The sequence below is a fragment of the Promicromonospora sp. Populi genome, from assembly GCF_041081105.1.
Lineage (GTDB): Bacteria > Actinomycetota > Actinomycetes > Actinomycetales > Cellulomonadaceae > Promicromonospora.
Window position 1 is genome coordinate 1,858,480 of the sequence record NZ_CP163528.1, and the last position, 21,760, is coordinate 1,880,239.

The window sequence follows — 21,760 nt, forward strand, 5'->3', positions numbered from 1 at the left end:
CTGGGCCCGTGCCCGTCTCATCCGCCCGTCCCGGCGCTCTCGACCCCGCAGCCCTGCTCGACGCCGAGAACCTCCGCGCCGACGTCGACACTGCCGTGACCGCCCACCTCGACGAGCTGGCTGCCGAGGTGCGGGCGATCAGCCCGAGCGCCGAGGCCATGGTCGGGGAGGTCGCCGGGCTGCTGCTGGGCGGCAAGCGCCTGCGGGCCGGGTTCTGCTACTGGTCGTTCCGGGCGCACGGGGGTTGTGCCGACCCAACCGACCTGGCCCGCACCGCCACGGTCCGGGTGGGCGCCGCGCTCGAGCTGTTCCAGGCCGCGGCGCTGCTGCACGACGACGTGATGGACAACTCCGACACCCGCCGGGGCCGCCCCACCGCGCACCGGACGTTCGCCGCCAGGCACGCAGGCGCGGGCTGGGCCGGCGAGCCGGTGCGGTTCGGCGACGCCGCGGCGATCCTGCTCGGCGACCTCGTACTGGTGGCAGCGCAGCGCGAGCTGTCGGCGGCCCTCGCACCGCTGCCCGCGCACGTCGCGGAGGCGGTCCGGGCCCGCTTCGACGCCATGCAGAGCGAGGTGGTCGTAGGGCAGTACCTCGACGTGCTGGTGCAGGCGGAGCCCTGGGGCGACGACCCGGCCTCCGACGAGGAGCGGGCCCGGCGGGTGCTGCGCGCCAAGTCCGCGAGCTACTCGGTGGCCGCGCCGCTCGCGCTCGGCGCGCTGCTGGCCGGCGGGGGTGCGCAGGCCGCGGCGGGGATCGAGGCGGCGGGCCTGCCCCTTGGTGAGGCGTTCCAGCTCCGGGACGACGTGCTCGGCGTCTTCGGCGACCCGGCGGTGACCGGCAAGCCGGCCGGCGACGACCTCCGCGAGGGCAAGCGCACGGTGCTCGTGGCCCGCACCCTCGCGCTGCTGCCCCATGGTGATAGGCCCGACGTCGACGGGCCGGAGGCCACGGCGCTGTCCGCCGCGCTGGGCGACCCCGGGCTGTCCGACGAGGACGTCGCGCGGGTGCGCGGGATCATCGTCGACTCAGGTGCGCTGGACGCCGTCGAGCAGCTCATCGACGACCTGGCCGTCCGCGCCGACGCGATGCTCGGCCTCGCGGACCTGGCCGAGCCAGGCCGGAGCGTGCTGACCGACCTGGCCCACGCCGCCGTCGACCGCACGGCCTGAACCGTCGGTCACAGGGTCCAGATCGTGACCTCGGCGCCCTGCTCCAGCTCCGTGCCCGCGGTCGGCTCGGTCGCGGTGACACCCTCGCCGAAGATCTCGCCGAAGCCGCGCACCACCGAGGTGTAACCGGCCCGCTCCAGCAGCGCCTGGGCGTCCTCGACGGACATCCCCACGACGTCGGGCACGGTGCCCTCCTGGCCCATGCTCACGACCATCGTGACGGTGCCGCCCTGTTCGGCGCCGCTGCCGCCGCCGGGGTTCGTGCCGATCACCGTGCCGGCGGCCACGTTCTCGTCGAACCGGTCCTCCCGAGCCACGTCGAAGCCCTCGGCGGCCAGCTCCGCGGAGGCCTCCTCCGGCCCCAGGCCGGCCACGTCGGGCACCGTGACGGGCGGCGGGCCGTCCGACACCGTGAGCCGTACCTGCTCGTCGGTCGGGACCTGGGCGGCCTCGCGGACCGACACCCAGATCACCGTGTCGCGCGCGACGTCCTCGGAGTACTCGCGCGAGACCTCGATATCCGTCAGGCCCACGCTGCCCAGGGCCGACCGCGCCTCCTCCTCGGACATGCCGACCAGCCCGGCCGGTACCTCCACGAGGTCGGGCCCGAGCGAGACCACCAGGCGCACGGGATCGTCGCGCAGCCACCGCCGGCCCTCGTCGGGGGTTACGGAGATCACCTCGCCGTCGGGCACCTGAGAGCTGTACTCCTCCTCGGTCGACGGCGTCAGCCCCGCCTCGGTCAGCGCCTCCTCGGCCCGCTCGACAGTGGCACCCACAACGCCGTCGGGCACGGTCGCGTACGCACCCGGGCCCTGCTCGACGTACCACCAGGCGGTGACCAGGACCGCCACCAGCGCGACGGCCAGCCAGATCTTGGCGCCGCGCCCGCTCCGCCGGGGCGGCGGGGGCGGCGGAGGTGGTGCCTGGGCCAGCTGGCGCTGGGCTGCCCAGCCGCCGGCCGGCGGCCGTTCCACCACGGCGGTGCGCGCCGCCTTCACGGCGGCCGACGACGGCGGTGGCGCCGCCTTGGCGGGGATGTCCAGCACCTCGTTGGGGATCTGCCGGAACGTGCTGCGCAGCGCGTCGAGCGCCACCGCGGCGTCGTGCGGGCGGCGGTCCGGGTCGCGCGCCGTGAGGGCGCGCACCAGCAGGTCCAGGGGACGGCCCAGGTGGCCGGCGAACGCGCTGACGGGCGGCACGTCGGTGTTGACGTGCGCGAACGCGACCTGGATGGGCCCCTCGCCCTCGTGCGGCAGGCGGCCGGTGAACAGCTCGAAGGCGAGGATCCCCACGGCGTACACGTCGGCGCGCTTGTCCACGTGCCCGGTCGAGATGGTCTCGGGCGCGAGGTAGGCCACCGTGCCCAGCACGGTGCCCGTCGTGGTGTTGGACACCTCGGAGACAGCGCGCGCCAGGCCGAAGTCCGCCACCTTCGGCCGGCCAGTGCCCTGCTCCAGCAGCACGTTCTCCGGCTTGATGTCGCGGTGCACTATCCCCTTGGCGTGCGCGGCCGCGAGCGCGGACAGCACCACGTCGAGGATGGCGAACGAGCGCCGCAGCGTCAGGTCACCGTCGCGGATGAGCTGGCGCAGGTTGGTGCCCGGCACGTACTCCATGGTCAGGTAGCGCATGTCGCCGTCGGTGCCCTGGTCGTAGACCGCTACGACGCCGTGGTGGTGGAGGCCGGCCGCCGAGCGCGCCTCGCGCTCGAAGCGCTGGCGAAAGCTCTCCGCCTGCTCGCCCTCGGCCAGGTGGGGGTGCATCACCTTGAGCGCGATCTCACGGTTCAGGCGCGTGTCCTGCGCACGGTAGACCGTGGCCATGCCGCCACGCGCTACGCGCGCGACTATCTGGTACCGCCCGTCGACCAGGCGGCCGATGAGCGCGTCTGTCGTCACCTGAGCCACGGATGGGAGTGTACGGGTGACCACCGACGCCCTGGGTGAAAGGCGCATACCGGACGAGAGGCCGTTGCCGGATCGTTGCCGTGCCCCGAACCCGCGCCACACCGTACGCTTCTGCTGTGACTGATCTCGACGCCCTCGTGGGCGAGTGGATGACCCTGCCCGACCTTGCCGAGATCCTCGACATCGAGGTCGGCAAGGCGCGCGGCATGGTGCGCGACCGGCAGGTGGTGGGTATCAAGCGCGGCGAGCCCAAGACGTTCCAGGTCCCCGCCAAGTTCGTGCTGCCCGACGTCGAGGGCCGGCCGGGCGTGATCCCGACCCTGCGCGGCACCGTCATGGTGCTGTCCGACGCCCAGTTCACCGAGGAGGAGATCCTCGAGTGGCTGTTCACGCCGAACGACGAGCTCGGCGAGCAGCCGGTGGACTCCCTGATCAACGGCAAGCGCGCCGCGGTGCGCCGGGTGGCGCAGTCGCTGTTCTGACCGTGTCGTCGGGTCTCGTCCGGCGGGCCGTCGGCCCCGGGCCCGCGGTCCACGCCCTCTGGGGCACCGGCACGCCGTCGTCGCTGACGGAATCGCTGACGGAATCGCTGACGGAATCGGAGGCACGCGCCGTCGCCGCTGCCGTGCCTTCGCGCCGCCGGGAGTTCGCGGCGGGGCGCGCCTGCGCGCACGCGGCGCTCGACGAGCTCGGGTACCCGGGCTGGTCGCTGCTGCCCGGGCCGCGCAGGGAGCCGCTGTGGCCCGACGGCGTGGTGGGGAGCATCAGCCACTGCCCGGGTCTCGCGGCGGCGGTGGCGGCCCGCTCCACGGACACGCTCGCCATCGGGATCGACGTCGAGACCGACACTCCCCTGCCCGGGGGTGTGACGAGGTCCGTCATGGACGCCGGTGAGGCCAGTGCGATCGAGCGGCTGGCGGCGCAGGACGCGGCGACACCGTGGGGGCGGCTCCTGTTCAGCGCCAAGGAGTCGCTCTACAAGGCGTGGTACCCCCTGCGGCACGAATGGCTCGGCTTCGAGGAGGCCAGCATCGAGCTGCGCACGGACGGCACGTTCCTGGCCCGCATCCACCGGGCGGAGACCGCCCCGCTCCCCCGGGCGGTCACCGGGCGCTGGGTCCGGGGGAACGGCGTGGTGGTCACCGCACTCGTGCTGCCGGCCGAGGTCGCCTAGGACCGCAGCATCTCGGCGACCTGGAAGGCCAGCTCCAGGGACTGCTGGTGGTTCAGGCGCGGGTCGACGAGCGTCTCGTAGCGCAGCGCCAGGCCGGCGTCGGATATCTCCTCAGCTCCGCCAAGAACCTCGGTGACGTCGTCACCGGTGAGCTCCATGTGCAGGCCGCCGGGCACGGTGCCCAGCGCCTTGTGGACCTCGAAGAACCCGGCCACCTCGTCGAGCACGTCCGTCAGCCGGCGGGTCTTGTACCCGCTGTCGGAGGTGATGGTGTTGCCGTGCATCGGGTCGGTCACCCAGGTGACGTTCGCGCCGGACCAGGTGACGGCCTCGACGATGGACGGGAGGACGTCCCGGACCCGGCCGGTGCCCATGCGCGTGATGAACGTGAGCCGCCCGGGGACGTTCTCCGGGTTGAGCCGCTCGGTGAGGGCCAGGGCGTCGGCCGGCGTCGTCGTCGGGCCCAGCTTCACGCCGATGGGGTTCGCGATGCGCGCCATGAAGTCGACGTGCGCGCCGTCGAGCTGGCGGGTGCGCTCCCCGATCCAGAGGAAGTGCGCGCTGGTGTCGTAGGCCTTGCCGGTGCGCTGGTCGGTGCGGGTCAGCGCCCGCTCGTAGTCGAGCACCAGGGCCTCGTGGCTGAGGAAGAACTCGACGGAGCGCAGCGCGTCGAAGTCGGCTCCGCAGGCGTGCATGAACCGGATGGCGCGGTCGATCTCGTCCGCCGTCTTCTCGTACCGCGCGTAGGCGGGGTTGGTCATGAAGCCGCGGTTCCACTCGTGCACCTGCCGCAGGTCGGCGAACCCGCCCTGCGTGAAGGCCCGCACCACGTTCGCCGTCGCGGACGAGATCCGGTAGGCCTGCTCCAGCCGCTCCGGGTCGGGCAGACGAGCCTCCGGCGTGAACGGGAAACCGTTGATCATGTCGCCGCGGTAGGTGGGCAGCGTCACGCCGTCGCGCGTCTCCGTGTCGCTGGAGCGCGGCTTGGCGTACTGGCCGGCCATGCGGCCCATCTTGACCACCGGCGTGCTCGCCCCGTGGGTGAGCACCACCGCCATCTGCAGGATGGTGCGGATCTTGTTGCGGATGCGGTCGGCGTTCGCCTCGGCGAACGTCTCCGCGCAGTCCCCGCCCTGGAGCAGGAACGCCTCGCCCCGACCGGCGGCGGCGAGCCGCTCGGTCAGGGTGTCGGCCTGTGCGGGCACCACTATGGGTGCCGCCTGGGCCAGGCGGCCGGTCGCGGCCGCCAGCGCGGCCTGGTCAGGCCACGTCGGCTGCTGGCGCGCCTCCAGCGTGCGGAAGTGGTCCAGAGCCTGCACCGGGCTCAGTGCTCCGCCGGGGCGGCCGGCACGAGCGGCTGGCCGATGTCCGCGAGGATCTGCCCGAACCACTCCTGCGAGACGTCGAACGCCTTGCCGCCCGCGATGCGCGGGAACGCGATGGCCTTGAGCCGGTCGCCGTCCTCCTCGTCGTGGCCGATCACGCCGGACTCGCCGCGCAGCGCGCACTCGACCGCGTAGTCCGTCATGGACTTGATCAGGCGCAGGTCGTCGGCGTTCGCGGCCGCGGCACGCGAGTAGTAGCCGGACTTCTGCACCAGCGTCTTCTCCGCGCCCAGCTTCTCGGCGAACTGCTTGGCGAACCACTGGCCCGGGTTGATCGTGTCGAGCTTGACGTGCCCGAACGGGTCGCGCTCCACCGTCTCCCCCGCGGCCTCCAGCTGCGCCACGATCTCGTGCATGCCGGCGCCCTCCGACAGGAAGATGTTGACGTTGCCGATCTCGTCCATGACGCCGCGCAGGCGCTTGGCCTCGCCCTCCAGGTCGATCTCGAGCTCCGGCAGGAACACGGCGTGCACGTCCCAGCGCTCACGGGACAGGCCGAGAGCCGGTGCCCACTCCTGCTCGTCGAGCCACTCCCGGTACTTCCCGGCCGTCGCGGCGGTCAGCCAGCCGCAGTGCCGGCCCATGACCTCGTGCACGATCAGCATGCGCGGGCCGACCCGGTTCTCACCGATGACGTTGGCCGCGAACTTCGCGCCCTCCTCGGCGGCGGTCCACGCGCCGAGCGACTGCTTGATCGGCACCACGTCGTTGTCGATGGTCTTCGGCAGGCCCACCACGGTGAGCTCGTAGCCGTTCTCGTGCAGGTAGGCGGCCAGGTCGGCGGCCGTCGTGTTGGTGTCGTCGCCACCGATGGTGTGCAGCACGTCCACGCCGTCGGCCTTGAGCTGCTCCGCGGCCACGTGCAGCGGGTCCTGACCCTCCTGGACCAGACCCCGCCGAACCGCGTCCTTGACGTTGGTCAGCTTCACGCGCGAGTTGCCGATCGGCGAGCCGCCGAAGCGGTGCAGGATCGGCGCCTGCTTGCGGGCCTCGTCGTCGATCAGGATCTTGTTGCCCGTCAGCAGGCCGTGGTAGCCGTGCAGGTAGGCGATGATCTCGATCTCGGGGTCGAGCTCGGTGTAACGCTCGATCAGACCGCCGACCGAGGACGACAGGCAGGGCGCGAAGCCGCCGGCGGTCAGCAGGGCCACACGACGAACAGCCATCGGAAGTGCACCTCTCATGGGGGAAAGTTAGCGGGCACCGCGGCCGGCGATCGCCCGCGCGGCTCCCTCGTCGTCATCCTACTGACGCCCGCCGCCCCTGCTCGGCGCGTCCGGTGAATGAGCATCCCGCCCGACGACGCCGGCGGCCACCGACGAACCCGGGGCTCGACTCGGGCATACCGCACATGAGATACTTAATGCGAGCCTCCCGGTGCCTAATGGCCCGGGAGGCTTTCCGTTATGACGAACCCTCTTCTGACGAACCCTCCGGGCTCCCGGACCGCCCGCCTCACGATGCGGCCCACAACACCCGCCGACCGCCCGGTCCTCGACCGGCTCTGGCTCCTGTTCCGGCACGACATGTCCGAGGTCTCGGGGGCGCTGCCCGACCCGAGCGGCCAGTTCCGGCGCGAGCGGCTGGACGCCGCGTTCACCGACCCGGCCTGGCACGGTGTCCTCGCGCACCTGGAGCCCGCCGACGGCGCCCCTGCGTCTCCCGTCGGGTTCGCGCTGGTCCGCGGGCTCGACGGCCCGACCCGGGTGCTCAGCTCGTTCTTCGTGGTGCGCGGGGCGCGGCGGGCCGGCGTCGGGCTACAGCTCGCGGCGCACGTGCTGGCGAGCCTCCCCGGCCGGTGGGAGATCGCGTTCCAGGACGCCAACCTGCCGGCCGTGCGGTTCTGGCGAACGGTCGCCACGACCGCCGTCGGGCAGGGATGGACCGAGGAGCACCGGGCCGTGCCCGGACGCCCGGAGACCCCGCCGGACACTTGGATCTCGCTGACGACCGCCTAGGGAGCACCCGGCCTGCACGGGCCCTGAAACGACTTCGGTCCGTTGCTCTGAGATCGGTCGTTTAACTGACCGATCTCAGAGCAACGGACCGAAGTCGCCGTGCCCCACGTGCAACCGACCGAGGTCAGCAACCGAGGTGAGGGTCAGCCGATCAGGTGCAGGCTGTCCTTGTTCTTGTCCGCGTAGAGGCGCTCGACGTCGGCGTCGAAGTCCTTCAGGAACACCGCACGCTTCACGCTCTGCTTCGGCGTGAGGTACCCGTTCTCGATGCTCAGGTCACCCGCCAGCACGACGTACTTGCGGATCGACTCCGCCTGGGACACCGCCTTGTTGGCCCGCTGCACAGCTACGTCCAGCGCGGCCAGGACGTCGGGGTCCTTGCGGGCCTCCTCCACGGACAGCGCGGGCTTGCCGTGCATCTTCAGCCAGCCCGGCAGGCCCTCGGCGTCGAGCGTGACGAGCGCCCCGATGTACGGCCGGTTGTCGCCGACCACCACGCACTGGCTGACCAGCGCATGGGACCGGATGCGGTCCTCGAGGTTCGAGGGCGCCACGTTCTTGCCGCCCGCGGTGACGATGATCTCCTTCTTGCGGCCGGTGATCCTGAGGAACCCATCGTCGTCCAGCTCGCCCAGGTCGCCGGTCCGGAACCAGCCGTCCTCGGTGAACGCCTCCGCCGTGGCGGCCTCGTTCTTGTGGTACGCCCGGAAGATGTGGTGACCCTTGAGCAGGATCTCCTTGTCCTCGGCGATCTTGGCGGAACAGCCCGGCAGCTGCAGGCCGACCGAGCCGATCTTCGTCGCCTCCGGACGGTTCACGCTGGTCGGGGCCGTGGACTCGGTGAGGCCGTAACCCTCCAGCACCTTCAGGCCCAGGCCCCGGTAGAAGTGGCCGAGGCGCTCGCCCAGCGGACCGCCGCCGGAGACCGCGAACTCCGCCCTGCCACCCAGCCGGGCGCGCAGCTTGGAGAACACCAGGGCGCTGGCGACCTTGTGCTGCAGCGTCAGCCCCAGGCCCGGGCCCGACGGCGTGTCCAGCGCCTTCGACCACGCGATACCCGTCGCCGTGGCCCAGTGGAAGATCTTTGCCTTGCCGCCGGCCGCCGCCGTCTGCTCGGCCGTGTTGTAGACCTTCTCGAACACGCGCGGGACCGCGAGGATGTACGTCGGCTTGAACTCACCGAGGCCGTCGACCAGCGTCGTCGTGTCGCCCCAGTGCCCGGTGACCGTGCCGCCCGCTATCGCGAGCACGTGGATGAAGCGCGCGAACACGTGGGCCATCGGGATGAACAGGAGGGTGCGTCCGTCCTCCCTGGAGAACACGTCCGGCACGACCTCGACGGAGTTCACGGCGAGCGACGCGAAGTTGCGGTGCGTCAGCTCCGCGCCCTTCGGCCGGCCCGTGGTGCCCGAGGTGTAGATGATCGTGGCGAGGTCGTCGAGGCCCGCGAGGCCCCGGCGCCGCACGATCTCGGCGTCGGGCACGTCCACGCCTTCGGCCGCTATCGCGCCCAGCGCGCCGTCGTCGATGACGAGCACGTCGGTCACCAGCGGGCAGGCGTCGCGCACCTCGGCGACCGTTGCGGCGTTGCCGGCGCTCTCGGCGAAGATCAGCTTCACCTCGGCGTCCGACAGGATCCACTCGACCTGCTCGGCCGAGGACGTCTCGTACACCGGGACGGGCACCGCGCCCGCGGCCCAGACCGCGAAGTCCAGCACGGCCCACTCGTAACGCGTGCGGGACATGATGCCGACCTGGTCACCGGGTTCGATCCCGCGGGCCACGAGGCCCTTCGCCACGGCGACCACCTCGGCGTCGAACTCTCCCGCGCTCACGACGCGCCAGGGCTCACCCTTGCCGGCAGGTACCTCCATCATCGGCTTGCCGGCACCGGCGCCGACCCGCCCCGCGAGAACATCGTTGAGGTTCGAGGTTAGGGGTAGCTCGATGAGGATCGGGCTGTTGATCTCGTCCATTCTGACTCCAGTGGCAGTACTGACCGTGCCTGCAAAGATACCGGGAATCGGACTCTTCGTGGTGCAGCGCTCGCGGTCGCTACCCTGGGTGTGCGCACCGGCTCGGTGTCGCCTCCTTTTTGACGGTCCCTAGACCGTCGCGCAACCAGAGAACGCGAGGACGAATGCACGCCATCGGGGTCGACATCGGCGGCACGAAGATCGCTGTGGGAGTCGTCGACGAGGAGGGCAAGATCCTCGCCCAGGTGCGTCGGGAGACCGACGCCGACGACGTGGCCCACATCGACAAGGCCATCGCCGACGCCTGCAACGAGCTCGTCAGGGAGCATGAGGTGAGTGCGATCGGCCTGGCCGCCGCGGGCTTCGTCAGCCCTGACCGCACGTCCGTGAACTTCGCCCCCAACATCGCCTGGCGGGAGTACCCGCTGGCCGCGAAGGTGGCCGAGCTGGTCGACGCCGATCTGCCCATCGTGGTGGAGAACGACGCGAACGCCGCGGGCTGGGCCGAGTTCCGGTTCGGCGCGGGCCGCGAGGCCACCGACATGCTCATGCTCACGGTCGGCACGGGCCTCGGCGGCGCCGTCATCTCCGAGCAGAAGCTCGTGCGCGGCAAGTGGGGCATGGCGGCCGAGGTCGGCCACATGCGCGTGGTCCCGGAGGGGCACTACTGCGGCTGCGGCCACGAGGGCTGCTGGGAGCAGTACGCGTCGGGCAGTGCGCTCGAGCGCGACGCCCAGCACGCCGCCGTCGCCCGCGTTGACCAGGCAGGTCGGCTGCTGGAGCTCGCCGGCGGCGACGCGGCCGGCATCGAGGGCAAGATGGTGACGCAGGCCGCCCAGGAGGGCGACGAGCTGTCCATCGAGCTGCTCGCCACCCTCGGGCGCTGGATCGGCGAGGGCTCGGCGTCCGTCGCCGCCCTGCTCGACCCGGAGCTCATCGTCATCGGCGGCGGCGTCGGCGCGGCCGGCGACCTGCTGCTCGGCCCGGTGCGGCGCGGCTTCGAGGCCCAGCTGTCCGCGATGGGCCACCGCCCGGTAGCCAAGATCGAGCTGGCAGAACACGGCAACGAGGCGGGCATCGTCGGCGCGGCGGACCTGGCTCGACGCTAGCCGCTCAGACGATTTCCTTGGTCGTCTGAGCCTGCGGTTCCGCTCCGGCTCAGACGACGGCGCCCGGGCCGTCGTCGTCCGGGTCGCGCTGGTGCGGCATGCGCCAGATCAGCACGCCCAGGCCCGCCACGAACAGACCGAGGCCGATCTGGCCGACCAGCGGCGGGATCGCTATCGACGGCGCCGCGGCGGCGACGACCACCCCGATAACGGCCAGCACCGGGATGCCCACGACGAAGCTCCACGCCATGGTGAGCAGCGGGTCGCGGGACAGCAGCGGCGGCGGCACCGGCGGCGTGAAGTGGGACTCGGCCTCCTCGAGCGCCTCGGCCTCGGGTGACAGCGGCCAGTCCCGAGGGCCGGCAGCTGGGAGCACGCGCGTCTCGCTCCCCGGCTCGTCCGCGAGGTCGTCGGCCCGCCCGGCGGCGTGGTCGGCCGCGTGGTCGGCGGCGGTGCTCTCGTCATCGGGCCGCGAAGTCTGAGAGGATTCGGCGGGCTTCACCGGGTCGTCGGCCCGGGTGGGGTCCATGTCGCCGAGCGTGGCGACGATGTCGGCCCAGCGCGAGGCCACGTCGTCGTCGCCCAGCTCGCGTGGGGTGTCGCCGGGCACGTCGTCGTCTCGGTCGTCGGTGTTCGATGCGGCCATGCGCACACTCTATTGTCGTCGGAGGGCCCGCGGGGCCGGGTCTTGAGGAGGAACTTTGTTCTACTGGGTGATGCGGAACCTGCTGGTGGGCCCGTTGCTGCGCCTCGCGTACCAGCCATGGGTGATCGGCGGCAAGAACGTGCCGCGGACAGGCCCGGCGATCGTGGCCGGCAACCATCTGGCGGTGATCGACTCGTTCATCTTCCCGCTCCTGACCCCGCGCCGGGTGACCTTCCTCGCCAAGTCCGACTACTTCGAGGGCAAGGGCGTCAAGGGCAAGGTCGTCGCGTGGTTCATGAGGGGCATCGGCATGATCCCCGTGGACCGCTCCGGCGGCGCGGCGAGCGAGGCCGCGCTGCGCACGGGGCTGCGCGTACTGAGCGAGGGCAACCTGTTCGGCATCTACCCGGAGGGCACCCGCAGCCCGGACGGCCGCCTCTACAAGGCGAAGACGGGAGTGGCACGGATGGCGCTCGAGTCGGGCGCCCCCGTGATCCCGGTGGCCATGGTCGACACCGACGTCGCCCAGCCGCCCGGACGCGGACTGCCCACCTTCATGCCGCTCGGCGCCGTGATCGGCGAGCCCCTCGACTTCAGCCGGTACAAGGGCATGGAGACCGACAAGTTCGTGCTGCGCGCCGTGGCCGACGAGATCCAGTACGCGATCCTCGCGCTGTCCGGCCAGGAGTACGTCGACGCGTACGCGGCGAGCGCCAAGGAGCGCGCGGCCCGCGGCGAGCCGCCGCTGGAGGCAGCCGAGGAGGGCCCGGGCGGGCTCCCGCTCCCGGAGGTAGAGAAGCCGCAACGCCCCAAGCGCTGACCGCTCCTGCGCCGCACAGTCGGCAGTTTGCCCCACCAACTCGGCAGTTAGCACCGAGGTCGGCTCAGGCCTGGACCGACCTCAGTGCCGACTGCCGACCTCACGCGATCCCGACCTGTGGTGGGGCTGTTGAGGACCGGAGCACCAAGCTTGTCGCCAGCTCCGTGCGGAGGGTGTGGCCGCTGGCCGTGCGCGCGCGGTGCACCAGGTCGACGGCGGTTGCGCCCATCTCCGTCAGCGGCTGGCGCACGGTGGTGAGCGCCGGGTCGATCCAGGGGGCGATCGGCAGGTCGTCGAAGCCGACCAGCGAGACGTCACGCGGCACCACAAGCCCCGCCTCGCGCAGCGCGCGCAGGGCGCCGAGCGCGGTGTCGTCGCTGCTGGCGAAGATCGCGGTGGGCGGTTCGTCCAGCGCCATCAGCCGCTGCGCGCCCTCGTACCCGGACGTCACACCGTAGGCACCGACGTACACAAGCTCGTCGTCGGTCGGCGCCCCGGCGCGGATCAGGGCGGCGCGGTAGCCCGCGAGCCGGGCGATGGCGTTGTCCTGCTCCAGCGCTCCCGTGATGGTGGCGATGCGCCGGTGGCCCAGCGACAGCAGGTGCGCCGTGGCCTCCAGCCCGCCCTGGAAGTTGGTGGCCCCGACGCTCAGCATCCCCTCGGGCGGCCGCTGCCGCGGGTCGACGACGACGAGCGGCGTGCCGGTCTCCGTGAGCGCGCGCCGCGCCTCGGCGTCGGGCACCGCGACGATGCTGACCAGGCCGTCCGTGCCGCGGTCCAGGGCGTGCCGCACCCAGGCGCTGCAGTCGTCGGGGTCGGGCTCGACGGCGAGGACCACGTCGAGGCCCAGCCGGCGGGCGCCCGCGACGGCGCCGCGCACCACGGCCTCGGACCATGTGCCCTCGAAGTCGACGATCCGGACGTCGATCATGCCGGTGGCCTTAGCCGACCGGGGGCGGACCACGTAGCCGTGCCGCTCCAGCACCTCGGTGACACGGGCGCGGGTGGCGCCGGCGACGTCGGGCCGGGTGTTGAGCACCTTGGACACCGTGGGGACCGAGACGCCCGCCTCGGCGGCGACGACCGCGAGCGGGATGTGCGGCCGGTCCTGTGCCATGGGTCCTCCGTCGGGCGTCGTCGGGCATGAGTTTCCGAAAACGCCGATCGTAGCCGAACCTGCTGGATGCGTTCGCATCCCAACCGCAAGGCCATTGACACTCTCCGGCAGCACGTCTAACCTCCGGAGGCCTTTCCGAGATCCCGCTCCGAAATTTCGGAGGTGTGGGTCGGTTCGGAGGCACGGATCGGACAGCGGTAGATCAACAGCGGTAGATCAACAAAGGAGTGATCGTGAACAGGACACCTCGCCTCGTCGTCGCGGCGACGGCGTCGACCCTCACGCTGGCCCTCGCCCTGACGGGTTGCGGACGCAGCGACGAGGCCGGCACCCCGGCAGACAGCGCCGGCAGCATCACGGACGGCCCCGCCACCGGCACCCTCGAGGTGTGGGCGATGGGCACCGAGGGCGAGCTGCTGCCCGAGCTCGCCGAACAGTTCGAGGCCGACAACCCGGACGTCACGGTGAACGTCACCCCGGTCCCGTGGGAGTCGTCCACGGAGAAGATCAACACGGCCATCGCGACGGGCGAGGTGCCCGACGTCCTGCAGGTCGGCACCACCCTGATGAGCGGCTTCGTGGGGCTCGACGGCCTCGCCCCCACCCCGGACGGCATCGACTCCGCGGCGTTCTTCCCGGGCGCCTGGGACACCACCGTCGTCGACGGGACCTCCTACGGCGTGCCCTGGTACGTCGAGACACGCGTCCTGTACTACCGCACCGACCTCGCCGAGGAGTCCGGCCAGGAGCCGCCGCAGACCTGGGCGGACCTGACGGACTTCGCGGCCGGTCTGCAGGACGCCGGGGCCGAGCACGGCATCGCCCTGCAGACCCGCGGCAACTCCACCGCCCTGATGTACCTGCCGTTCTACTGGCAGGCCGGCGGCGAGATCATGGACGACGCCGACGAGTTCACGCTCGACAGCGACGCCCAGGTCAAGGCCCTTACGTACTACTCCTCGTTCATGCGCGACGGGCTCGCCCCGCCGGTGCTCGTCGAGGACGAGAAGGTAGCGAACTTCATCGACGGCGACCTCGGCTCGTTCGTCTCGGGCCCGTGGGAGCGCGCGAACCTGCTCACCACCGCCGGCGACGACTTCGCGGACTCGTTCGGCGTGGTGCCCCTGCCGTCGGACGAGACAACCGCGTCCTTCATCGGCGGCTCCAACCTCGCCGTCCTCGCCGACGCCGCCAACCCCGACTCCGCGTGGAAGTTCGTCCAGTTCGCCACCGACCCGGCCGTCCAGGTCGACTGGTTCGGGACCTCGAACGACCTGCCCGCCGTCCAGGCCTCCTGGGACGACCCGGCGCTCGCCGACAACGAGTCGGTAGCCGTCTACGAGGGTGCGCTGGAGACCGCGCGATCCACCCCGGCGATCCCGGCCTGGTCGGAGATCGAGCACGAGCTCGACCTCATCATCGAGCAGGTCATCGCGGGCGACCTGACCCCCGAGGAGGCGGCGGCGCAGATGCAGGAGGCGGCCACCTCGATCGGGACGGGCCTGGACTGACGGTGGTCGCCTCCGCACGCCGCCGCCGCACGGGCCTGGCCGCCTGGGGCTTCGCGCTGCCGTTCACGGTGCTGTTCGCCGTGTTCATGCTGGTCCCGGTGGCCTCCTCCCTGTACATGGCGTTCACCGACATGCAGGGGGCCGACCTCCGGACGCCCTGGGCGGTCAACTTCGTCGGCCTCGACAACTTCGTCGAGGTCCTTGGCGACCCGAAGTTCCACCAGGCCGCGGGCAACACGCTCTACTTCGTCGGCGTCGCCATGCCGCTCACCCTGGCGATAGCGCTGCTCCTGGCAGTGCTGCTCAACTCCGGCCTGGCGTGGTTCCGGTCCGTGTTCCGCGTGGGCTTCTACGCGCCGGTGGTCACCTCGATCGTCGCCGTGGCGGTGGTGTGGCGGTTCCTGCTGCAGCCCGACTTCGGGCTGGTGAACTCCACGTTGGATGTGATCGGGATCGAAGGGCCGCGCTGGCTCACCGACGAGGTCTGGGCCATGCCGTCGCTGATCATGATGGCCACCTGGCGCAACGTCGGGTACACGATGGTGATCCTCCTGGCCGGTCTCCAGGGCATCCCCCGCGACCTGTACGAGGCCTCCGCGATCGACGGCGCAGGGGCGGTGCGGCAGTTCCGGTCCATCACGGTGCCGCTGCTGCGGCCCACGCTGCTGTTCTGCGCGGTCATCACCGGCATCGGCTACCTGCAGTTCTTCGAGGAACCGTTCGTGATGACGCAGGGCGGCCCGCTGGGTGCCACCAACTCGGTCGCGTACGAGATCTTCAACCAGTTCGGGTTCGGCAACTACGGCCTGTCGGCCGCGATGAGCTACGTGCTCTTCATCGCCATCGTGATCCTGTCCTACCTGCAGTTCCGCCTGCTCAGGACGGAGAAATGATGGCCGGAGAAGTGATGACCACCACCGACGCGCCCCTGGCCGAGACACACCGCAGACGGCGGTTCACACCGCGCTCGATCCTCCTCAACGTCGCGCTCCTGATCGGCCTCGCTGCCTCGATCGGGCCGCTGCTGTGGATGGTCGTCTCCTCGGTCAAGCCCGAGGGCGAGATCCGGCAGTTCCCGCCCACGCTGCTGCCCGAGCAGTTCACGTGGTCCAACTACACGGACCTGTTCGCCTCCCTGAACTTCCCCCGGTACTTCGTCAACTCGGTGGTCGTGGCGCTGCTCGTGACCGTCGGGTCGGTCCTGTTCAGCGCGATGGTCGGCTACGCCCTGGCGAAGCTCGACTTCCCCGGACGGCGTGCCCTGTTCGCGCTGGTCATGGGCACCCTGATGGTGCCGGGCATGGTCACGTTCGTGCCGCTCTTTGTACTCGTGGCCAACCTGGATCTCATCAACACCTACGCGGCGCTGATCCTGCCGTTCCTGGCGGCGCCGTTCGGGGTGTTCCTGATGCGGCAGTTCATGCTCGACATCCCGGACGAGCTGCTCGACGCCGCCCGCGTGGACGGCGCCGGCGAGTTCCGCACGTTCTTCGCCGTAGTGCTGCCGCAGACCCGGCCGGCGCTCGCCACGCTCGGCATCCTGACGTTCCTCGGGTCCTGGAACAACTTCCTGTGGCCGCTGGTCGCCGTGCAGAACGCCGACCTCTACACGCTGCCCGTAGCGCTGGCCCTCTACTCGACGGGGCAGAACACCGTGCAGTACGGCCTGCTGGTCGCGGGCGCCACCGTCATCGTGCTGCCCATCCTCATCGTCTTCCTCGTCTTGCAGCGGCACATCGTGCAGGGCATCGCCACCACCGGACTGAAGTAGGAGCTATCCGTGACCGAACCGATCACGCTGCCCACCGCGCCCGATTTCCTGTGGGGCGCCTCGACGGCCGCGCACCAGACCGAGGGCGGCAACGTCAACAGCGACTGGTGGGCCAAGGAGCACGTCGCCGGGACGCTGTGCACGGAGAGCTCGGGCGACGCCGTCGACAGCTACCACCGCTACCCGCAGGACATCCGCCTGCTCGCGGACGCCGGCCTGAACGCGTACCGCTTCTCGATCGAGTGGGCGCGCATCGAGCCCGCCGAGGGCGAGATCTCGCGGGCGCAGCTCGCGCACTACCGGCGCATGATCGACGCCTGCCTGGCGGCCGGCGTCACGCCGATGGTCACGCTGCTGCACTTCACGCTCCCGCGGTGGTTCGCCGAGCGCGGCGGCTGGTTCGCACCTGACGCCGTCGACACGTTCAGCCGCTACGTCGAGACCACAACTCAGATCCTGGGCGACGTCGGGCACGTCGTGACGATCAACGAGCCCAACATCACCTCGATGATGCTGGGCGCCAGCCGACGCACCAACCTCGACGCCGCCGGGCTGGCCGCCCCGGACCAGGCGGCGTCCGAGGTCCAGGCGACGGCGCACCGGCGCGCCGTCGAGATCCTGCACGGGCTGGGGCACGTGCAGGCGGGCTGGACCATCGCCAACCAGGTCTTCCAGGCCGCGCCCGGAGCCGAGGCCGCACGCGACGCCTACGCCTACCCGCGCGAGGACTTCTTCCTGGAGGTCGCGCGCGGCGACGACTTCATCGGCGTGCAGAGCTACCTGCGCACCATCATCGGGCCCGACGGCGAGCCGGTGCCCTTCGGGGACGACGTCGAGAAGACGCTGACCGGGTGGGAGTACTACCCGCAGGCGCTCGGCGAGGCGCTGGAGTACACCCACCGCATCACCGACGGCGTGCCGATGATCGTCACCGAGAACGGCATGGCCACCGCCGACGACGCCCGGCGCATCGACTACACCACCGGCGCCCTGGAGAGCATGGCCCGCGCGATGGCCGCCGGCTGCCGCGTCGAGGGATACCTGCACTGGTCGCTGCTCGACAACTACGAGTGGATGAGCGGGTTCGCCCCCACGTTCGGGCTGATCGCCGTCGACCGCACGACGTTCGAGCGCACCCCCAAGCCGAGCCTCGCGTGGCTGGGCAAGGTCGCGCGCACCGGACAGCTGTCCTGACTACGACGACGTAGAGGAGACACATCATGAGGAGATTCCACACAGCGGTCGCGACGGCCGCCGTCGCTGCCCTGGCGTTCTGCGCGCTCCCGGCGAGCGCCACCGGCGCGACGTCGGACCAGGGCGCAGACCGCCGTCAGCTCCGCACCTGGGCGGCAGACACCTGGCGCTCGCTCGACGCGCTGGTGGTCGAGGAGACGGGGCTGCCCGACGACAACATCGCCGGCGACCTGAACCCGGACAGCCGCGGCGGCTATACCTCGCCGACCAACATCGGCGCGTACCTGTGGAGCACGGTGGTGGCCCGCGACACCGGCCTGATCAGCGCTCGCGAGGCGCGCCGCCGTCTGGCAACCACGCTGGACACCGTCGCCGGGCTGGAGAAGCACGAGCCGAGCGGCATGTTCTACAACTGGTACGACCCGGCCACGGGCGCCAAGCTCCTGGAGTTCCCCACGAGCGGCGACCCGGTCAAGCCCTTCCTGTCGAGCGTGGACAACGGCTGGCTGGCCACGGGCCTGCTCCTGACCGCCCGCGCGGAGCCGTCGCTGGCCGGCGAGGCGGACGCCGTCCGCGAGCAGATGAACTTCGGCTGCTACTACGACCCGGCGCAGAACCAGATCCGCGGCGGGTTCTGGGACGACGACCCGCAGGAGCCCGCGCCGGTCGCGGACGACTACTGCGGCATGGGCACCGACGTCTGGTACACGGGCCACCACTACGGCGCGTTCAACACCGAGCCGCGGATCGCGTCCTACCTCGGCATCGCCGCGGGGCAGATCCCGGCGAAGCACTACTTCGGCACGTACCGCACGTTCCCCGACTCGTGCGACTGGGACTGGACCGAGACGCGGCCGACCGGGCAGTGGGCCGAGTACCTGGGTGTGCCCGTCTTCGAGGGTGCCCTGCCGTACCGCGGCATGCGGATAGTGCCGACCTGGGGCGGGAGCATGTTCGAGGCGCTGATGGTGCCGCTGTTCGTGCCGGAGGAGAAGTGGGGGCCGCGGTCGTGGGGCCGCAACCACCCGCTGTACGTGCGCGGCCAGATCGAGCACGGGATGCAGGAGGCCGGCTACGGGTACTGGGGTTTCTCGCCGTCGAACAACCCGGCCGGCGGGTACCGCGAGTACGGCGTGGACCAGCTCGGGCTCGACGGTCCGGGCTACACCACGGACCAGGAACGGACCGCCGTCGACCAGCCCTACGAGGGCTGCCGCGAGGGTTCGCCTGCCCCGACGGAGTACGGCGACGGTGTCGTGACGCCGCACGCGTCGTTCCTCGCGCTGCGGTACGCGCCGGGCGCTGCGATGACCAACTTGCGGGCCATCACCCGGGACTTCGACGCCTACGGCCCGGGCGGTTTCTACGACGCCGTGGCCGTGCGCAGCGGCCAGGTCTCCCAGCGCTACCTGGCCCTCGACCAGGGCATGATCATGGCCGCGCTCGGCAACGAGCTGGCCGATGACGCGATGCGCCGCTACGTCTCGCGCGGCGCCCTGGAGCGGGAGGTCCGCCCCCTGATGGCGATGGAGACGTTCGCCGTAGGGTGGGACAGGTGACCGCCGTCGATCTCGCCTCGCGCCTGGGGCGCACCGTGCTCTACCAGATCTACCCGCAGTCCTACGCGGATGCCAACGGGGACGGGATCGGCGACCTCGCCGGCATCGCCGGGCGCCTGGACTACCTCGCGTGGCTCGGGGTGGACGCGATCTGGCTGAGCCCGTGCTTCGTCTCCCCGTTCGCCGACGCTGGGTACGACGTCGCGGACTTCATGACCGTGGCCCCGCGCTACGGCACGAACGAGGACATGGCGCGGCTCACGGAAGAGGCGGGCCGCCGCGGCATCTCGGTGCTGCTCGACCTCGTCGCGGGCCACACCTCCGACCAGCACCCGTGGTTCCGCGCGTCCGCCGACGACCCCGACGACCACCGGTTCGTGTGGAGCGACGTGCCCGTCGAGGGCTTCGAGCCGGGGCGGGGCGCGCGCGGCGGGTACTACCGGCCCAACTTCTTCCCCATCCAGCCCGCGCTGAACTACGGCTACGCACGTCTGGACCCGGCCGAACCCTGGCGGCAGCCGGTCGATGCTCCCGGCCCGCTGGCCAACCGCGCGGCGCTGCGCGAGATCATGGCGCACTGGTTCGGCCTCGGGGTCGCCGGATTCCGTGTCGACATGGCGTCGTCGCTGGTCAAGGACGACCCGGGGCACGTCGAGACGGCCAAGCTGTGGCACGAGATGCGCGCATGGCTGGACCGCGACTTCCCCGGCCGGGTGCTCATCAGCGAGTGGGGCAACCCGCGGGTCGCCGTCCCAGCGGGCTTCCACGCCGACTTCTTCCTCCAGTTCGGGGGCGACGACGACGGGCTCCCCCTGCGCTCGCTGTGGAACAACGGCGCCGGGACCGTGAACCCGTCCTGGGGCGAGGTCCCGGCCTGGGCCGACGATTCCGGGGCGGGGGAAGCAGCCACGTTCGTCCGGGCGTGGCAGGCGGCGGCGGACGCCATCGCCGCGGACGGCCGCGGCGGAGTGGTGGGCCTGCCGACGTCGAACCACGACTTCACGCGGCTCGTGGCGGGTGCGCGCGACGCCGAGCAGGCTCGCGTCGCCCACGTGCTCACGATGACGTGGCCCGCCATGCCGTCGATCTACTACGGGGACGAGATAGGCATGCGGTACGTGCCGGGCACCCCCACCCTGGAGGGCTCCCGGCTGAGCCCGACGTACGACCGGGCGGGCTCGCGCACCCCGATGCAGTGGGGTGATCTCCCTGCCGAGACCTTCGGTCCCGGCGCCCCCGCGCCGTCCACGTACCTGCCGCAGGACCCGGACCCGGACCGCCCCACGGTCGCCGACCAGGTGGGCGACGACGACTCGCTGCTCCACCTGGTGCGCGAGCTCATCACCCTGCGGCACGGCGACCACCGGCTCGACGTCGCCTCGCCCGTCGAGGTGCTGGCCACCGGGTACCCCTTCGCGTACGTCCGGGGCGGCAACCTCGCGGTGGTGCTCAACCCGGGGCGCTCGGCGGCAAGCCTCCCGCTCGACGGCGCCGCGGGCGCCCAGGAGCTCGTCACCAGGGGGTACCACGTCGAGGCGGGCGAGGGTGGCCCCGACGTCGTGCATCTCGCTGGACATGGCTACGCGGTGCTCGACCTGGCCCGTTAACCTTGGCCGCGTGGAACTGATCCGTAAGGGCAAGGTTCGCGAGGTCTACGCGGACGGCGACGACGTAATCCTGGTGGCTTCCGACCGGGTGTCGGTGTACGACGTCGTGCTGCCGACGCCCGTGCCGGACAAGGGCGCGATCCTCACCCAGCTCTCGCTGTGGTGGTTCCGCCAGTTCGCCGACCTGGTGCCCAACCACGTGATCAGCGAGGACGTCCCGGCAGAGTGGGCCGGGCGCGCCATCCGCTGCAAGCGGCTGGAGATCGTCCCCGTCGAGTGCATCGCACGCGGGTACCTCGCGGGCGGCGGCCTGGACAGCTACCGCGCCACCGGCAGCGTGTCCGGTGTGGCGTTCCCCCCTGGCCTGGTCGAGGCCGACCGGCTGCCGCAGCCCGTCTTCACGCCGTCGACCAAGGCGGACGAGGGACACGACGAGTACATCTCCGTCGAGGAGATCGCCAAAGGCCTGGGCGAGGAGACCACCGCCCGCCTGCAGGACCTGACGCTCACCATCTACGAGCGCGGCGCCGAGATCGCCCGCGAGCGGGGCGTCATCATCGCCGACACGAAGTTCGAGTTCGGGACCGATGCCGACGGCGTCCTGACGCTCGCCGACGAGGTGCTCACCCCGGACTCCTCCCGTTTCTGGAAGGCGAGCGAGTATGAGCCGGGCCGCGGGCAGTGGTCGTACGACAAGCAGTTCGTGCGCGACTGGTCCTCGACCCTCACCGACTGGGACCGCACCTACCCCGGCCCCGAGATCCCGGACGACGTGGTCAAGGAGACTCGCGCCCGCTATGTCGAGATCTACGAGACGCTGACCGGCGAGCGCTGGGGCTGAGCGGCTCCGG

At 71.4% G+C, this 21,760-nt stretch carries 19 protein-coding genes; 13 read left to right on the forward strand and 6 right to left on the reverse strand.

Going from position 1 to position 21,760, the window contains the following annotated elements; translation table 11 throughout:
- Positions 1–8 precede the first annotated feature (8 nt).
- The gene (locus AB1046_RS08380; RefSeq protein ID WP_369374232.1) at positions 9–1,172 is read left to right on the forward strand and encodes a polyprenyl synthetase family protein; all 1,164 of its coding nucleotides are present in this window, start codon (positions 9–11) and stop codon (positions 1,170–1,172) included.
- An 8-nt stretch (positions 1,173–1,180) separates the two neighbouring features.
- On the opposite strand, the gene pknB is transcribed toward AB1046_RS08380, so the two are convergent.
- Positions 1,181–3,082: a Stk1 family PASTA domain-containing Ser/Thr kinase gene (gene pknB / locus AB1046_RS08385; RefSeq protein ID WP_369374234.1), complete on the reverse strand. Its 1,902-nt coding sequence runs from the start codon at positions 3,080–3,082 to the stop codon at positions 1,181–1,183.
- A 116-nt stretch (positions 3,083–3,198) separates the two neighbouring features.
- On the opposite strand from pknB, the gene AB1046_RS08390 reads away from it, so the two are divergent.
- Both AB1046_RS08390 and AB1046_RS08395 read left to right on the forward strand, forming a co-directional pair.
- Entirely contained in the window at positions 3,199–3,564 is a 366-nt protein-coding gene (locus tag AB1046_RS08390) for an Rv2175c family DNA-binding protein (RefSeq protein ID WP_369374236.1), read from the forward strand.
- A 2-nt stretch (positions 3,565–3,566) separates the two neighbouring features.
- Positions 3,567–4,256 carry a 4'-phosphopantetheinyl transferase gene (locus AB1046_RS08395; protein ID WP_369374238.1) on the forward strand — a complete coding sequence of 230 codons (690 nt, stop codon included), beginning with the start codon at positions 3,567–3,569 and terminating at the stop codon, positions 4,254–4,256.
- Here AB1046_RS08395 and AB1046_RS08400 read toward each other — a convergent pair.
- Together AB1046_RS08400 and AB1046_RS08405 are read right to left on the reverse strand one after the other, a co-directional pair.
- On the reverse strand, positions 4,253–5,575 hold the full coding sequence (locus AB1046_RS08400) for a class II 3-deoxy-7-phosphoheptulonate synthase (RefSeq protein WP_369374240.1): 1,323 nt from the start codon (positions 5,573–5,575) through the stop codon (positions 4,253–4,255). The two genes, AB1046_RS08395 and AB1046_RS08400, sit on opposite strands and share 4 nt — an antisense overlap.
- 5 nt (positions 5,576–5,580) lie before the next feature.
- Complete coding sequence (locus tag AB1046_RS08405; protein WP_369374242.1) at positions 5,581–6,807, reverse strand: pyrophosphate--fructose-6-phosphate 1-phosphotransferase; 1,227 nt, start codon at positions 6,805–6,807, stop codon at positions 5,581–5,583.
- Positions 6,808–7,047: 240 nt separating this feature from the next.
- Between AB1046_RS08405 and AB1046_RS08410 the strand changes: the two genes are divergently transcribed.
- Positions 7,048–7,599, forward strand: coding sequence for a GNAT family N-acetyltransferase (locus tag AB1046_RS08410; protein WP_369374244.1), 552 nt, complete (start codon positions 7,048–7,050; stop codon positions 7,597–7,599).
- A 143-nt stretch (positions 7,600–7,742) separates the two neighbouring features.
- Here the strand turns inward: AB1046_RS08410 and AB1046_RS08415 are convergent, their stop codons facing one another.
- On the reverse strand, positions 7,743–9,575 hold the full coding sequence (locus AB1046_RS08415; protein ID WP_369374246.1) for a long-chain fatty acid--CoA ligase: 1,833 nt from the start codon (positions 9,573–9,575) through the stop codon (positions 7,743–7,745).
- A 164-nt stretch (positions 9,576–9,739) separates the two neighbouring features.
- Here AB1046_RS08415 and AB1046_RS08420 point away from each other — a divergent pair, with 164 nt between their 5' ends.
- On the forward strand, positions 9,740–10,684 hold the full coding sequence (locus AB1046_RS08420) for an ROK family glucokinase (RefSeq protein ID WP_369374248.1): 945 nt from the start codon (positions 9,740–9,742) through the stop codon (positions 10,682–10,684).
- 49 nt (positions 10,685–10,733) lie between these two features.
- On the opposite strand, the gene AB1046_RS08425 is transcribed toward AB1046_RS08420, so the two are convergent.
- Positions 10,734–11,330: a hypothetical protein gene (locus tag AB1046_RS08425; protein WP_369374250.1), complete on the reverse strand. Its 597-nt coding sequence runs from the start codon at positions 11,328–11,330 to the stop codon at positions 10,734–10,736.
- A 55-nt stretch (positions 11,331–11,385) separates the two neighbouring features.
- Between AB1046_RS08425 and AB1046_RS08430 the strand changes: the two genes are divergently transcribed.
- A complete protein-coding gene (locus AB1046_RS08430) occupies positions 11,386–12,150 on the forward strand; it encodes a lysophospholipid acyltransferase family protein (protein ID WP_369374252.1) in 765 nt (254 codons plus the stop codon).
- Positions 12,151–12,250: 100 nt separating this feature from the next.
- Here AB1046_RS08430 and AB1046_RS08435 read toward each other — a convergent pair whose 3' ends face one another.
- Positions 12,251–13,267, reverse strand: a complete 1,017-nt coding sequence (locus tag AB1046_RS08435) for a LacI family DNA-binding transcriptional regulator (RefSeq protein ID WP_369374254.1) — start codon at positions 13,265–13,267, stop codon at positions 12,251–12,253.
- A gap of 233 nt (positions 13,268–13,500) precedes the next feature.
- On the opposite strand from AB1046_RS08435, the gene AB1046_RS08440 reads away from it, so the two are divergent.
- The 7 genes from AB1046_RS08440 to AB1046_RS08470 are packed head-to-tail and all read left to right on the forward strand — an operon-like array spanning position 13,501 to position 21,750.
- Positions 13,501–14,778, forward strand: coding sequence for an extracellular solute-binding protein (locus AB1046_RS08440; protein ID WP_369374256.1), 1,278 nt, complete (start codon positions 13,501–13,503; stop codon positions 14,776–14,778).
- 2 nt (positions 14,779–14,780) lie between these two features.
- On the forward strand, positions 14,781–15,671 hold the full coding sequence (locus tag AB1046_RS08445; RefSeq protein WP_369374258.1) for a carbohydrate ABC transporter permease: 891 nt from the start codon (positions 14,781–14,783) through the stop codon (positions 15,669–15,671).
- Between the two features lie 14 nt (positions 15,672–15,685).
- Positions 15,686–16,549, forward strand: coding sequence for a carbohydrate ABC transporter permease (locus AB1046_RS08450; protein ID WP_369374260.1), 864 nt, complete (start codon positions 15,686–15,688; stop codon positions 16,547–16,549).
- Positions 16,550–16,558: 9 nt separating this feature from the next.
- Entirely contained in the window at positions 16,559–17,743 is a 1,185-nt protein-coding gene (locus AB1046_RS08455) for a glycoside hydrolase family 1 protein (RefSeq protein ID WP_369374262.1), read from the forward strand.
- Positions 17,744–17,769: 26 nt separating this feature from the next.
- Positions 17,770–19,302 (forward strand): glucoamylase family protein, encoded by a 1,533-nt coding sequence (locus AB1046_RS08460; RefSeq protein ID WP_369374264.1) that lies wholly within the window; start codon positions 17,770–17,772, stop codon positions 19,300–19,302.
- Positions 19,299–20,909: an alpha-amylase family glycosyl hydrolase gene (locus AB1046_RS08465; protein ID WP_369374266.1), complete on the forward strand. Its 1,611-nt coding sequence runs from the start codon at positions 19,299–19,301 to the stop codon at positions 20,907–20,909. Before AB1046_RS08460 ends, AB1046_RS08465 begins: the two co-directional genes overlap by 4 nt.
- Positions 20,910–20,919: 10 nt before the next feature.
- On the forward strand, positions 20,920–21,750 hold the full coding sequence (locus AB1046_RS08470) for a phosphoribosylaminoimidazolesuccinocarboxamide synthase (RefSeq protein ID WP_369374268.1): 831 nt from the start codon (positions 20,920–20,922) through the stop codon (positions 21,748–21,750).
- Positions 21,751–21,760 lie beyond the last annotated feature (10 nt).

Bases quoted from the DNA above. Each gene is read 5' to 3' on its own strand.
- AB1046_RS08405 (WP_369374242.1), bottom strand. From the start codon at position 6,807: ATGGCTGTTCGTCGTGTGGCCCTGCTGACCGCCGGCGGCTTCGCGCCC.
- AB1046_RS08410 (WP_369374244.1), top strand. From the start codon at position 7,048: ATGACGAACCCTCTTCTGACGAACCCTCCGGGCTCCCGGACCGCCCGC.
- AB1046_RS08415 (WP_369374246.1), bottom strand. From the start codon at position 9,575: ATGGACGAGATCAACAGCCCGATCCTCATCGAGCTACCCCTAACCTCG.
- AB1046_RS08420 (WP_369374248.1), top strand. From the start codon at position 9,740: ATGCACGCCATCGGGGTCGACATCGGCGGCACGAAGATCGCTGTGGGA.
- AB1046_RS08425 (WP_369374250.1), bottom strand. From the start codon at position 11,330: ATGGCCGCATCGAACACCGACGACCGAGACGACGACGTGCCCGGCGAC.
- AB1046_RS08435 (WP_369374254.1), bottom strand. From the start codon at position 13,267: ATGGCACAGGACCGGCCGCACATCCCGCTCGCGGTCGTCGCCGCCGAG.
- AB1046_RS08450 (WP_369374260.1), top strand. From the start codon at position 15,686: ATGACCACCACCGACGCGCCCCTGGCCGAGACACACCGCAGACGGCGG.
- AB1046_RS08460 (WP_369374264.1), top strand. From the start codon at position 17,770: ATGAGGAGATTCCACACAGCGGTCGCGACGGCCGCCGTCGCTGCCCTG.